Annotated in this window: 11 protein-coding genes and 1 pseudogene; 6 read left to right on the top strand and 6 right to left on the bottom strand. The window is 65.7% G+C overall.

Features of this window, described 5'->3' with window-relative positions; all coding sequences use genetic code 11:
• Positions 1-107 precede the first annotated feature (107 nt).
• Complete coding sequence (locus tag ABWP84_RS08995; RefSeq protein ID WP_353211688.1) at positions 108-788, top strand: NIPSNAP family protein; 681 nt, start codon at positions 108-110, stop codon at positions 786-788.
• Between the two features lie 51 nt (positions 789-839).
• Here ABWP84_RS08995 and ABWP84_RS08990 read toward each other — a convergent pair whose 3' ends face one another.
• On the bottom strand, positions 840-1,805 hold the full coding sequence (locus ABWP84_RS08990; protein ID WP_353211687.1) for an alpha/beta hydrolase: 966 nt from the start codon (positions 1,803-1,805) through the stop codon (positions 840-842).
• 171 nt (positions 1,806-1,976) lie between these two features.
• Positions 1,977-2,978: a class I SAM-dependent methyltransferase gene (locus ABWP84_RS08985; RefSeq protein ID WP_353211686.1), complete on the bottom strand. Its 1,002-nt coding sequence runs from the start codon at positions 2,976-2,978 to the stop codon at positions 1,977-1,979.
• A gap of 134 nt (positions 2,979-3,112) precedes the next feature.
• Here ABWP84_RS08985 and ABWP84_RS08980 point away from each other — a divergent pair, with 134 nt between their 5' ends.
• From ABWP84_RS08980 to lpxB, 3 genes are read left to right on the top strand one after another with little or no spacing between them, the layout of a single operon-like run.
• A complete protein-coding gene (locus ABWP84_RS08980; RefSeq protein WP_353211685.1) occupies positions 3,113-3,706 on the top strand; it encodes a GNAT family N-acetyltransferase in 594 nt (197 codons plus the stop codon).
• Entirely contained in the window at positions 3,703-4,575 is an 873-nt protein-coding gene (locus tag ABWP84_RS08975) for a carbon-nitrogen hydrolase family protein (protein WP_353211684.1), read from the top strand. Before ABWP84_RS08980 ends, ABWP84_RS08975 begins: the two co-directional genes overlap by 4 nt.
• Positions 4,572-5,780: a lipid-A-disaccharide synthase gene (gene lpxB, locus ABWP84_RS08970; protein ID WP_353211683.1), complete on the top strand. Its 1,209-nt coding sequence runs from the start codon at positions 4,572-4,574 to the stop codon at positions 5,778-5,780. Before ABWP84_RS08975 ends, lpxB begins: the two co-directional genes overlap by 4 nt.
• Positions 5,781-5,871: 91 nt before the next feature.
• Here lpxB and ABWP84_RS08965 read toward each other — a convergent pair whose 3' ends face one another.
• Both ABWP84_RS08965 and ABWP84_RS08960 read right to left on the bottom strand, forming a co-directional pair.
• Positions 5,872-7,047 (bottom strand): amidase, encoded by a 1,176-nt coding sequence (locus tag ABWP84_RS08965; protein WP_353211682.1) that lies wholly within the window; start codon positions 7,045-7,047, stop codon positions 5,872-5,874.
• 41 nt (positions 7,048-7,088) lie between these two features.
• Positions 7,089-8,297 (bottom strand): MFS transporter, encoded by a 1,209-nt coding sequence (locus tag ABWP84_RS08960; protein WP_353211681.1) that lies wholly within the window; start codon positions 8,295-8,297, stop codon positions 7,089-7,091.
• 211 nt (positions 8,298-8,508) lie between these two features.
• Here ABWP84_RS08960 and ggt point away from each other — a divergent pair, with 211 nt between their 5' ends.
• Complete coding sequence (ggt, locus tag ABWP84_RS08955; RefSeq protein WP_353211680.1) at positions 8,509-10,116, top strand: gamma-glutamyltransferase; 1,608 nt, start codon at positions 8,509-8,511, stop codon at positions 10,114-10,116.
• 107 nt (positions 10,117-10,223) lie between these two features.
• Here ggt and ABWP84_RS08950 read toward each other — a convergent pair whose 3' ends face one another.
• Entirely contained in the window at positions 10,224-11,204 is a 981-nt protein-coding gene (locus ABWP84_RS08950; RefSeq protein ID WP_353211679.1) for a tripartite tricarboxylate transporter substrate binding protein, read from the bottom strand.
• A gap of 274 nt (positions 11,205-11,478) precedes the next feature.
• Here ABWP84_RS08950 and ABWP84_RS08945 point away from each other — a divergent pair, with 274 nt between their 5' ends.
• Positions 11,479-12,576: a glycosyltransferase family 61 protein gene (locus tag ABWP84_RS08945; RefSeq protein WP_353211678.1), complete on the top strand. Its 1,098-nt coding sequence runs from the start codon at positions 11,479-11,481 to the stop codon at positions 12,574-12,576.
• Positions 12,577-13,155: 579 nt separating this feature from the next.
• On the opposite strand, the pseudogene ABWP84_RS08940 reads toward ABWP84_RS08945, so the two are convergent.
• A pseudogene (locus tag ABWP84_RS08940) lies at positions 13,156-13,519 on the bottom strand (hypothetical protein); the annotation flags it as partial.

Below are 13,519 nucleotides of genomic sequence, written 5' to 3'. Positions count from 1 at the left end.
AGGCTACGCCCGATGACGCGCGGCTGTCACGCGCCTCTGTCACGGGCGGATTGACCAATCTGGCATGCCATGCCGCACTGGCCGCCTCACAAGGGGAGAAGACTCCAATGTATGTCGAGCAACGCATGTACACCGCCCATCCGGGCAAGCTGCCGGCCTGGATCAATCTTTATGCCAGCCAGGGCAGTGCGGCATCCAATCGGCATATGGGGCCGCTGATTGGGCATTTTACCGTGGAGGTTGGGCCGTTGAACCGCGTGGTGTTCCTGCGCGGCTTTGCCGATATTGATGATCGCGACCGCGGCATGGTGGCGCGCGCGGCGGACCCGGAATGGAATGCCTTCCTCGCCGAGGGCGCCAAGCTGGGCGCGCTGGCGGCGCAGGAGAACAAGATGCTGAAGACGGTGCCGTTCAGCCCGATTCAGGCGCCGGGCACGCCGTTTGTGCGCTCGTTTCCGGGTGAGGGGCTGATCATCGATCACCGCACCTATGATTTCCATCCCGGCAAGATGAATGCCTGGCTGGAGATGTATGAGAGCATGGGCCTGCCGGTGCAGAATAAGCATCTGGGGCAGTTCCTGTTCATGGGCTTTGGCGAATGCGGGCCGATCAATCAGGTGGTGTTCATGTGGGCCTATGCCTCGCTGGGTGATCGTGACCGCCGGCGTGCGGCCATGGCGGCTGATCCGGCCTGGGCGGAGTTTGGCCGGGCGACGGCGCAGGTTGCGCCGCTGAAGACGCAGACGACGATGATCCTCAAGCCGACGGCGATTTCGCCGATCAAGTGAGGGGTGGGCGTTGGCCAGGGGTGGAGAAGACCACCCCTGGCCGTGGCCATGTCAGGCTTGGCGGAAAACCCGGCGCAACCAATCGCCTGCCAGCGCCACGGAACGGTCGGCCGCTGCCACCGCGCCGCAACTGCGCAGAAAGCCATGGGTGACGCCGGGGAAGAGTTCGCGTTCGACTGAGACGCCGGCGGCGGTGAGTTTGTCGGCCATGGCCTCGCTGTCGGAGGCCAGGACATCGAGGCCGGCCCAATGCAGCAGGCAGGGTGGCAGGCCGGCCAGTTCGGCGCGGAGTGGTGAGGCGAGCGGGTTCATGCGTGCCGCCGCGTCGGGGCAATAGGCGCGCCAGTAGAAATCCATCTTGGCCTGGGTGAGGCCATAGCCATCGGCGAATTCGCGGTAGCTGGGGGTGTCCAGCCGGTGGTCATAGACGCCGTAGTTCAGCAGCAGGCCGGCCAGGGGCGGGGAGGCTGGGGTGTCGCGCAGCAACAGGCCCAGGCCCGCGGCCAGGTTGGCGCCGGCACTGTCACCGCCCACGGCGATGCGGGTGCCGTCGAGGCCGTGGGTGGAGCCATGCGCTGCGACCCAGCGGGTGACATCGGCGCATTCATGCAGGGCATGGGTGAACATCACCTCGGGCGAGAGGGAGTAATCCACCAGCAGCACGGCGCAGCCTGCGGCGGCGGCGTATTCCCGCGCCATGCGGTCATGGCTGTCGATACTGCCCCAGACCCAGCCGCCGCCATGGATATAGACCAGGCAGGGCAAAGAGCCGGGCTTGGGGCGGTGCAGGCGGCAGAGCAGGCGGCGGCCGCGGATGGGCAGCCAGATCTCGCGGGTTTCATCCATCACCGGGCCACCATCCTGCAGGGGGGCGCTTTGCAGGTCATTGATGCGGCGCGGCTCGTCGAAGGGTTTTTCGCGCGGGTCGGCGGGCAGGGTGAAGCTGGGCAGGCCGAGGGCGCGTTTGGCCAGGGCTTCGGTATAGGCTGCCATATCGGCATCCATGCGCGGGTCCATCGGTGGGGTCCTGTTTCTGCTCAAGGGGAGAGTTTCCGCCGGATTTGCCGATTTGCAAACTGGGTGAGGCTTGGCGGCTCAGCCCGGCGCCAGGCTAGGTAGCGTTGACGGCACGTGGTCCAGCCATTGTGCAGAGTATGAACCGCGATGCCGCGGCAACGCATCAGGCTGCTAGCCCCGCCGGCGGGCCGTGCCGTAGAGCATGGCGCCATTGCTGCCGTGAAACACCACGCGGCTGGCTATATCGCTGCCCTGGGCGTGCTGCATGAGGGCCTGCATATCCTCCTCGCCACGCAGCACCGGCTGCCAATCCATGAAGGCATCGAGATAGCCATCGCAGCGTATGCCGCGGGCCATGGCGGCGACCAGGATTTGGCCGCTGGGCCGGAGGGCGCTGGCCAGGGCGGCGATCATGCGCCCGGCGGCGGGGTCTTCCATGCCGTCGAGCAATCCGGGCACCAGGATGAGGTCGAACCGGCCAAAGCGCAGGGGGCGGGCGATCATGCGCCCCGGCGCCTCGCATAGGGTCTCGATGGGGGTGATGGAGGCATTTTGGCTGCGCACCACCTCAAGACAGGCATCGCGCGGGTCGATGGCCAGGATGCGCCCAGCCTCGCCGGCGCGCATGGACAATTCGAGCGCGCGGAAATGGCCGCAGCCGAGCATCAGGATGGCGGCTTTGGGGGTCTTGCTGATGGTGTCGTCAATGGCGTGGGCCATGATCCGGCGGCGCTCGCGCAGCGCGACTGCGGTTTCCAGCTCATGGGTGAAGAGGCGCACCTTGAGGCCGAGCGGGGTGGCCTGGGCGACGCGGTGGCGGGTGCTGGGATGGGCCAGGGCGAGGTCGAGCAATTCGGCCTCGGGGGCATCGGCGGTGGGGCGGTGGAACATGGCCTGGGTCAGCGGGTCTTTCAGCAATTGCTGCGCGATGGGGTGGGCGCGCGCAATCTCCCGCCAATCCGGTGAGGCGGCGAAGGCGCGGTAGCGGTGGGTGAGGTCGAGCAGGGGCGGCAGGGCGCTGAGCGCGAGGCCGCTTTCCTGCCAATTGGCGGCGATGGTGTCGAGGCCAAGGCGGAGCTGGGCGTTGGTGAGGGGGCGTGCGGCAAAGCGATTGGTCTGCAGCAGAGAGGGCGTGAACAGGGGGGCCTCCAGGATCGGCGTCGGAGTCATCATAGCGTGATAATGACGACGATTGCGAGCGTAAAAAGTAGCAAAACTCGTCAAAACTACGCAAATATATTACGCGGCGCGGCGTGGCGCGGCCTCAGGGCTTCCGTGGCGTCGAAGGCCGGCTTATGCATCGCAGCATGGCCGAACCGCTTATCACGATCATGACAGGGGCTGCCTTGGCGCCGTTTTTGCCCGATGTGGCGCGGCTGCGGGTCAAGGTCTTTGCCACCTGGCCCTATCTTTATGAGGCGCCTGAGGGGGCCGAGGCGCGGTACCTGCAAGCCTATGCGCAAAGCCCTGGGGCTGCGGTGGTGCTGGCCCGCGATGGCGCGGCGGTGGTGGGGGCCGCCACCTGTCAGCCCATGGCCGAGGCCTCGCAGGCGGTGCGGGAGGGCTTCTCCCGCAGTGGGGAGGACCCGGCGCAATGGTGCTATTTTGGCGAAAGCGTGCTGCTGGAGGCTTATCGCGGCCGGGGCCTGGGCGTGGCCTTCTTCGCCGCGCGGGAGGCGCATGCGCGCGCGCTTGGCCTGCAGGGGGCGGCGTTTTGTGCGGTGGTGCGCAACCATAATGATCCGCGCCGGCCCGCTGACCATGTGGCGCTGGATGGTTTTTGGCGGCGGCGGGGTTATGCGCCCCGGCCCGAATTATCCTGCATCATGCATTGGGCCGAGCCTGGCGATGCGGGGCGGCAGACGCCGCATGCGCTGAGTTTCTGGACCCGGCGGCTGTGAGGCTGGGGGCGCTGGCCTGGGAGGTGGGGCGGCCGCTGAGCCTGGCCGATTTCGCCGCCCGGCTCGATGCGCGCATCGCCGAAGCGGCGCCGCGGGCTGATCTGCTGCTGCTGCCCGAATATGCCTGCATGGAATTGGCCCCCGCTTTGGCGCGCGAGGCCGGTTGTGCGGGCGAATTGGCCGCCATGGTGGAGGCGGGTGAGGCGGTGCTGGCGGTGATGCGCGCTGCCGCCCAGCGCCACAGCATCTGGCTGCAGCCGGGCAGCCTGCCGATGCGCGCCGGCGGCGGGCGGGAGGTGGTGAACCGCGCGCCGCTCATTCGCCCCGATGGCGCTATGGCCTTTCAGGATAAATGGCACATGACCCGTTTTGAGGCCGAGCAATGGGGGGTGGGCCGCGGCCATGCGCCGGCGGTCTTCGAGACGCCTTGGGGGCTGATCGGTGTTTCGATCTGCTATGATGCGGAATTCCCTGACCATGTCCGCGCCCAGGTGGCGGCCGGGGCCTGGCTGATTTTGGTGCCGAGTTGCACCGATACGGCGCATGGGTTTTTCCGCGTGGCGATCTCGGCCCGGGCGCGGGCAGTGGAGAATCAGTGTTTTGTCGCCATGGCGGGCACCACCGGGGCGGCGCCATGGTCGGCCACGCTGGATGAGAATTGCGGTGCTGCGGCGGTCTATGGCCCGGCTGATCGCGGTTTTGCTGCCGATGGGGTGGTGGTGCAGGGGGAGATGGACGCGCGGGCCTGGGTTTTCGCCAGCTTGGACGAGGGCGCGATTCATACGGTGCGTGCTGAGGGGCAGGTGCGCAACCATCGGGATTGGTCGGGCGCGGCCATGCCCCGGGCCGTGGCGGCGGGCTTCGCATGACCTTGGTCTATCTCATTGCCGGTGAGGCCTCGGGGGATGTTCTGGGGGCGCGGCTGATGACCGCCTTGCGCGCCCGCTGCCCGGGGCTGCGCTTTGCCGGGGTGGGGGGCGCGCGGATGGCGGAGCTGGGGTTTGAAAGCCTGTTTCCCATGCGCGAATTGGCGCTGATGGGACTTTTGGAGGTGCTGCCGAATATTCGGCGCCTGGCGCGGCGGATGGATGAGACGGTGGCGGATATCGCCGCGCGAAAGCCCGATGTGATCGTGACCATCGACAGCCCGGGTTTTTGCCTGCGCGTGGCCGGGCGGGTGCGGCCTTTGGGGATACCACTGGTGCATTACGTGGCGCCGCAGCATTGGGGCTGGCGGCCGGGGCGGGTGAAGAAGCTGGCGGCGCGGGTGGATCGGGTGCTGGCGCTGCTGCCCTTCGAGCCGCCCTGGTTTGAGGCGCATGGCATTGGGGTGGATTTCGTCGGCCATCCGGTGCTGGAATCGGGGGTGGATCTGGGCGATGCCGCCGCCTTCCGGGCGCGGCATGGCGTGGCGGCGGATGAGCGGCTGGTGATGGTGATGCCGGGTTCGCGGCGGACCGAGGTGTCCAGGCTGCTGCCGATTTTTGGCGCAGCGCTGCGGCTTTTGCCGCCAGGGCTGCGCGCTGTGGTGCCGCTGGCCGGGCCGGTGGAGGAGGTGGTGCGCGCGGGTGTCGCCGATTGGCTGCTCGCGCCCATTCTGTTGCAGGGGGTGGCCGAGAAGGCCGATGCCTTTGCCGCCTGCGAGGCAGGGCTGATCAAGAGCGGCACCTCGACTTTGGAGGCGGCGGTGGCGGGGCTGCCGCATCTGGTGGCCTATAAGGTCAATCCGGTGACGGCGGCGATTGTGCGGCGGTTGATGCAGGTGCGCTTCATCTCCATCACCAATCTGCTGGCCGAGCGTGAGGTGGTGCCGGAATTCGTCCAGGATGCCTGTACACCGGAGATTTTGGCGCAAGGGCTGCGCGCATTGCTCGATGGCGGTGCGATGCCCACCCAGCGGGCCTGGAACAAGGTGCGGGCGGGCGGGGCCGATTATGCCGGCAATGCCGCAAGCCAGCGCGCCGGCTTTGCCGAGGTGCTGGCCCGGCTGCAACCCCAGGGGTTGCGGCCGAGCGAGGCGGCGGCGGAGGCGGTGCTGCGGGTGATGCTTCAGCAGGTTGCTGAAGAACGCTGATGGTGGGCGAGAAGAGCGAAAGGGCTTTGCCCGGGCAAAGCTCTTTCGCTCTTTTTTTCACCATCAGCGTTTTTCAGCCCCGACCACAATGTCACCCGCCGCTGAGCGCCTGGGCGATGGCCACCAGCTTCATATCGGCGCCGCGCCAGCCAATGATGGAGAGCCCCACCGGCTTTCCACCAGCGCTGCCGAGCGGCAGGTTCACTTGCGGCAGCCCGGCCATGCCGGCGAAGGAGGTCAGCACGCCGATCCGCCCCGATAGCGCATCCGTTTCGCGCAGTGGCAGGCCAAGCGGTGGCGCGGTGAAGGGGGTGGTGGGCATGCACAGAATGGCCCCACCCTCCAGCAACATCCGCGCCCGGGCGATGATGCGATGGCGGGTGATCCGCGCGATCTCCAGCTGTTCTGGGGTGATGGTGGAGCCAAAGGCCAAATTGCGCGCCACATTGAAGGCGAAGGCCGGGTTCTCGCGGTCGACCCAGTCGCGGATACCGGCCCAGGCCTCGCTGCGCTGGATGATGTTGCGCTGGTCGTTCCACAGGGTGATTTCGCCGGGCTCGCCCAGGTTCAGGCGCTGGGCGGGGCCGAGCAGGCCTTCCAGCCGCGCCACCACCGGCTCCATCGCCTCTGCCACTTCGGCATCGGCGATAGCGAAGGCATCCTCGGCCAGCAGCAGGGCAGGGGCCTGGGGCGCGGTGGGGGCTTCGCCAAAAATCACCTCCGAGAGGCGGGCGAAGGTTTGGGCATCGCGCGCGAACCAGCCGGCGGTGTCAAAGCTCGGCGCCTGCTTGCAGACGCCGATAAAGGGCAGCCGGCCATGGGTGGGGCGGATGCCGTAAATCCCGCAAAGGCTGGCCGGCACCCGCACCGAACCGCCGGTATCGGTGCCCAGCGCCATATCAGCCAGGCCCGCCGCGACCACCGAGGCTGAGCCGCTGGAGGAGCCGCCGGGCAGGCAGCCCGGTGCGGCAGGGTTGGGTGGTGTGCCGAAGAACTGGTTGAAGCCCAATATGCCAAAGGAGATCTCGCAGGTGATGGTCTTGCCCACCAGCGCCGCGCCGGCATCGAGCAGCCGCTGCACCATCCAGCCATGCGCGGTGGGGATGGGGTGGCTGCGCGCCCAATCCGGGTTGGAGGCGCCGGTGGGCGCGCCCGCCACATCGAAGAGATCCTTGGCGGCAAAGCTGAGACCGGCAAGCGGGCCCTGGCCCGACCCAGGCAGGGTCAGGCGGGGGCCGGGCAGGAAACCATCATGGAGCGGGTGCAAGGCGTCTGTCCCTTTCAGCTGATTTGGGTCGAATCGCGGTGTCACGGCGGGGCTGGCATGAAGCGCCGCGCCCGTGCCAGCAGCGCCCCCACCAAGGCGAGTTGCGCCAGGCTGAAGGCGATGCCCGCCCACCAGGCGGCCGCGTAGAAGCCCACGCCGTCATAGATCGCCCCGGCCAGCCATGCGCCGAATGCCATGCCCGCCAGCGAGCACATCAGCAGCGCGGGCACGCGCCAGGTGACCTCTATGGCCGGGAACAACTCGCGCACCGCCAGCACATAGGCAGGCACGATGCCGGCAAAGCCCAGCCCATAGGCTGCCGCGGCAAAGAACAGCCCCGCCTCATCGAGGGTGGCGAGAAAGCCCAGCATGCCCAGCGTCTGGGCTATGCCACCGAGCGTGATCGTCCATAGCCCACCCAGGCGGTCCGACAGCCAGCCCCAGAATTGGCGCGACAGAAAGGCCGCCAGCAGCAGCACCGACAGCATTGCCGCGCCGCGCGATGTCGCGATCCCCAGATCACCACAGAAGGCGACCAGATGCGCTGCAGGCATCGCCATCGGCACGCAGCATAGGAAGCTTGCCGCGGCCAGCAGGGCCAGCGCCTTATTGGGCGCCATGCCCAGAACCTGCGCCCCCGCTATAGAGCGTATGCCGCCCATCCCGGCCTGAGCCACTGGCGGTGGGCGCAGCACCAGGACGGCCAGGGCCACGATGATGGCGGCCGCCAATATGCCATAGACCAACATGGTCGCCCGCCAGCCAAAGCTGTTGATCGTCCGCTCGAACACGGTCGGCCAGATAAAGCCCGCGACATATTGGCCGGACGAGACCAAGGCCAGCGCCGAGCCGCGGCGGCGGTCGAACCAGAGCGAGACATAGGCGAGCATGGGCGGGAAAAGCGCGCCATTGCCGAATAGGCCCACCCCCAGCCCAATGCCCACCAGCAGCGACCAGGGCTCGGCCAGCGAGGCAATCGCCAGCCCGGTGGAGATGGCGATGCCGCCCAGCATGGCCACGGCGCGCTGCCCGAAACGCCCGGCGAGCAGGCCGCACAGCACCCCACCCACCCCTGTGCCCAGATAGCCGAGGGCCGTGGCCAGCGAGGGCAGGGAACGGCCAGAGTCCAGCGTCTGTGCGATGGGAACAAGGCCGATCACCACCGTCATCGAGGCACCCGAGGCCAGGCAGAGCATGGTGAGCGTGGCGCCGGCAATGTACCAGGATTGACGGGTTTCGATGCTGTGCATCGTCCCGGCCCGCGTCGCTCCATGTGTCATTGGCGTTGTTCTCCGCGAACAACTTCCGTCCTGCGCGCCGCGAGGGCAACCCCGCCCGGCCATGGGGGATAGCCTTGGCCTGTGGCAAAACCCATGATCTCTCCAGCAGCAAGGCGAAGCCTGATGGCGGCATCCAGCCGCTGTGAGACCGCCATCCCCTTCAAGACCAAGGACCGACAGCATGGCCCATCCGAAATTCAGAGCCCATCGCCCCCTCATTATGGGCCGGCGCGGCGCGGTGGCGAGCAATCATCCGGTTGCGACGGAAGCGGGCATGGCGGTGCTGCGCGCGGGCGGCAATGCGGCGGATGCCACGGTGGCCGTCTCGCTCACCCTGGGCGTGGTGGAGCCGCATATGTCGGGCCTGGGCGGGGATAGCTTTTACCATGCCTGGCACGCGGCCAGCGGGCAGGGCAGCACCTATAATGGCACCGCCCCAGCGCCCCGCCTCGCCACAGTGGAGCGCTATAAGGCGGCCGGGGGCATTCCCAATCACGGGCCGCTTTCGGTGCAGACGCCCGGGATGGTGGCGGGGCTGGCGGCGCTGCATGCCGCCCATGGCTCAATGCCATGGGCACGGCTGGTCGAGCCCGCCATCGAGGCCGCGCAGCACGGCTTCGCCGCCACCCATGCCCTGCGGCATTTCTGCGAGGAAAATCGCCATCGGCTGGAGCCCAATGCGCTGAGCCGGGCGATATTTCTGCCCGATGGCGCTGCCCCGCCGCTGGGTGCGCTGGTGTTGCAACCCGCCCTGGCGCTGACGCTGCGCCGCCTGGCCGAGGCGGGGGCGGAGGATTTTTATCGCGGCGCCCTGGCGCGCGCGCTGAGCGCTGCGATGCAGGCCGCAGGCGCGCTGGCCGATGCACAGGATTTGGCCGGGGTCCAGGCGCGCATCGCCCCGCCCATCTGCGTCCCCTATCGCGACTTCGAATTGCGGCAGACGCCGCCAAACTCCATGGGCTTTGCGATGCTGCAAATGCTGCGCATCCTGGAGCAATTCGATATCAGCACGATGGAATGGGGCAGTGCCGCGCTGATCCATTTGATGGTGGAGGCCAAGAAGCGCGCCTTTCTGGACCGCGAGGCGCATGCCGGCAGCGAGCACCCGCCGCTGGAGATGCTGCTCTCGGCGCAGCGCGCGGCGGAGCATGCGGCGATGATAGGGCCACGCGCCGCGCATCTGCCGGTGCGGGGCCTGGCCGAGGCCGATACCACCTATTTCTGCGTGGTGGATGCGGCGGGCAATGCCGTCTCTGCCATTCAGTCGATCAACTCCTCCTTTGGTTCGGGGGTGATGGCGGGCGAGAGTGGCATTCTGCTGAATAACCGCATGTCCTATTGGCATTTGGAGGAAGGGCACGCGAATACGCTGCGCCCCGGCCGGAGGGTGCGCCACACGATGAATGCGCCCATGCTGATGCGCCATGGTCGGCCATGGCTGGTCTTCGGCACGCCGGGTGCGGACAATCAGGTGCAGGTCAATTTCCAGGTGCTGGTCGCCATGGCGGATTTCGGGATGGACCCGCAACAGGCGCTGGAGGCGCCGCGTTGGAGCTCCTCCCAGCCCGGGCAGGAATCCAACTGGCCGCATGGTGGGGGAGATGTGCTGACGCTGGAGCGCGGTATCGGCGAGGCTGTGGCGGCGGAATTGCGCGGCCTGGGCCATGGCGTGAAGATTGTGGGCGACCTCGAAGGCCCATGCAGTGTCGAGGCCATTCGCATCCTCGATAATGGCGTGCGCATGGCTGCCTCCGACCCTCGCCGCGATGGCTGGGCCGGCGCCTGGTGATCAACGCATAGGCCCAAAGGGGATGAGCCGGCTGCGGGAAAGCTCTGATGTGAGGGCAAAGCCCCTTGATCATATCTCGCCGCGCTATTCCTCTTTTCGCAGCCTGTTCAATCCGGCCGGATGGCGGTTTCGCGGGCGATGCGCATCCAGCGCGCCTGGTCTTCGGCGAGCCAGCGGGGAAGATCGGCGGAGGGCACGATCAGCGGTTCCACCGCATTGGCGCGCAGGCGTTGCAGCATCGTGGCATCCATCGAGGCCTCGAAGGCGGCTTGCAGTCGGGCGAGGATGGGCTGGGGCACGCGCGATTGGGTGAAGACGCCATTCCACACGCTCAGATGATATCCCCGCACGCCTGCCTCGTCCAAGGTTGGCACTTCTGCGAGCGCGGCGAGGCGGCTGTTCATGGTGACGGCCAAGGCGCGGATCGAGCCGGCGCGGATATGCGAGGTGGAGCTGATCGAGGCATCGAATAACAGGTCGATATCGCCCGCCAGCATGGCGGCGATGGCGGGTGAGGAGCCGCGATAGGGCACATGGACGAATTGCAGCCCCGTCATATGCTGCAGCAGCGCCAAGGAGAGATGGGCGGAGGAGCCATTGCCGACTGAGCCGCAGGTGATCTGCCCCGGCCTTTGCCGCGCCAGCGCCAGCACCTCGGCCACCGTGGTGACGTTGAGGCGGCGGGGATTGACCGTCAGCACATTGGGCTGGTCGGCCACCAGGCCCACACCGGCGAAGTCGCGCACCGCATCGAGGCGGGAATCGGGATAGATCACCGGATTGACGCCATGCGTGGCCATGGTGCCGATGAAGAGCGTGTAGCCATCCGGCTCCGCCTGGGCTGCGGCCAGCGCGCCGATATTGCCGCCGGCGCCGGGCCGGTTCTCCACCACAATCGGCTTGCCCAGGTGCTGGCCCATGGCCTCGGCGGAGAGCCGGCCGATGATGTCGGTGCTACCGCCGGGCGGGTAGGGCACGATCATCCGCAGCGGCTTATTGGGGTAGGCTGGCTGCGCGTGCAGTGCCGGTGCGGCGAGAAGCGCCGTGAGGCTGAAGGTCGCCGTTCGCCGGCTGATCAGTCTTTTCATTGTGTACCGCTCCCTGGGTCGTTCCACGATCCTGGGTGAAGGCTCCTACAGGCGGGCGTTGCCTGCAAGGGCGTGGCTGACTTCGCTATTGTCAGACCTAGGCGGAGCGGGGCCTGCTGCTGAACGCGCCCCGAACCGCGAGCTATGGGCAAAAGTGGGTCGCGGTGCTGCGTGCTGCCTATAGTTTCTTGACGCTCATCAGCTTAAGGGCGATTAAAAAATTCCTTGGATATAGATGCCTAAAAATTAAAATGCTACGCTTGCGCGATTTTTTATGGAGATCGTCAGGATGTTAGCTTTTTCGGAATTGCGGGAACGCTTTAACGGTTGGCCACATGTTTCGCTGAGTAGGCTGCCCGTGCACGCGTTTCGCGGAAATCTGCTGCACTTCATCGGTGGGCCTGCGCTGTTCGATGATGCCGCGCTTGCCCAGTTCCGGCACCACAAATTTGGTGCCCCGGCCGATCATCCGGCTACGGATGCCGAGGCTTGCGCCGAACTCGATGGGGAATACTGCTATGGGGGCATCTTCTACCCCTTTCATTTTGGCCATTTCCTGACCGAATGCGCCCATCGGATTCTGCCTTCGAAAATTCTGTTCGATTGCGACCGCTTCCTTTTTGTTTACGGCCAACACGTGCCGTTCTCTGCTTCTCAAATTCCGGCATGGCTCGGCGATATGCTGCGCTTTCTTGATGTCCATCCCGAGCAGATCACTATCCTCAGCGAGGATGCCCGCGTCGAACAGCTTCATCTTGCGCCGCAGGGGACCCATCTCTATGGCACCCCAGTGCCAGGTTATTTGGAGATGCTGACGGAATTCAATGACCGCAGATTCACAGGTTGGGATCTCAGCCACCAGCCAAAGAAGATATATATTTCTCGCTCCCATATCCCTCACGGAGGGAATTTCCTGGGCGAAACCTATATCGAGCAACTGCTGACTGATTCAGGGTTCACAATCATCCACCCTCAGGAGCATGGCTTCGAGGCTCAACTGAAATTCTACTTGGCGGCGGACGATATTATATTTTGCGAAGGCTCGGCTTGCCATGGCTGCGAATTTTTTGGGCCGGAGCGGCTGAACCGCGTCTTCCTTATCGGCAAGCGCGAGGTTGGGAATTATCGTCGGGTTCTGGCGCCACGCGCGCGGGAATTTCATGTCCAGTCTGGTAATCACTATATTGGTCACCCGTTATTTCATGATGCCCAGTTCATTTCTAGTACGGGCGTACACATGTATGATATCGGCAGTCTGCTGGGCTTTCTCAATTCGCATAGTATCTTGCGGCAGCAAAATTTCTCTATGTCTGCCTATGCAGCGTGCGTTATATCTGATTTCGATGTATACCTTGATTATTATATCAAATAAAAGGGAAAATTTCTGATGTCCAACACTGCGATAATTTACGGCAAACAGTCCAGGTACATCTAGCTGCAACATCCATCCAAGCTATCGGTGTTTAGGTGATGGTCGTTCCCGCATCTCATCCGAGGCAACCTTTCACCGAATTTTCATCGCCGCCGGGGCAAGGCCAGTTCTCCAACACGGTCGGTCTGCCAAGATGTGGGCCCATGGCCTCAGCGGGTAGGGCACGATCATACTTAGCGGCCTGTTCCGCAGTTCGATCTGTCGCCGATAAAGCACACAGGTCTTGGATGGTGTTGAGGCGCTACTGTAACACCTCCCACGGCAGCAGGAACTCGCTCATCTGGAAGGCCACCGCAACACACTTCGCCATAGGCGGCCATAATGGTGAAAAATCCGGTAGGGCTTGGGCAAGGTTGCCCGCACGCCCAAGGTCTGATCGGCGCGGTGTACGGTGGCGGGCCTGGCCATGCCCATCGCATGGCCAACCCCGCCCTTCATCGCCGATTTTTGGCCGGCTCTAGTTTTTGTTTTTACGCATTTTCCGGGTCGCCTTGGGAAGCCGCAAGGCTTGAAAATGCTCTACCCAAAGACAGCCTCCACCTGGCCGCATAGCGCGCCCTGGGCATTCTGCACCCAGGCCGCGGCCTTGCCCTGCTGTGCCGGGTGGCCGGCCAGGGTGATGGTCTCGCCAACATGGATGGGCCGGGTGAGCCGCGCGGTGAATTCGCGCAGCGTGCCCGGGGTATGGGCCACCAGCGCATCGAGCAGCAATTGCATGGTCAGCCCGCCATTTTGCACCGTGGCGGGGTAGCCCTCCTCGCTGCGGGCATAATCGGCGTCATAATGGATACGGTGCGCGTTCCAGGTCACCGCCGAGTAGCGGAAGAGCAGGGTGGAAGCGAGGTGCTTCTCCACCCGCCAGGCCGGGTCTGTGGGGGCCATG

The sequence above is a fragment of the Rhodovarius sp. genome (assembly GCF_040399605.1).
Lineage (GTDB): Bacteria > Pseudomonadota > Alphaproteobacteria > Acetobacterales > Acetobacteraceae > Rhodovarius > Rhodovarius crocodyli_A.
Note: the sequence above shows the minus strand (reverse complement) of the source record. Positions and strands in the feature narration are given on the sequence as shown.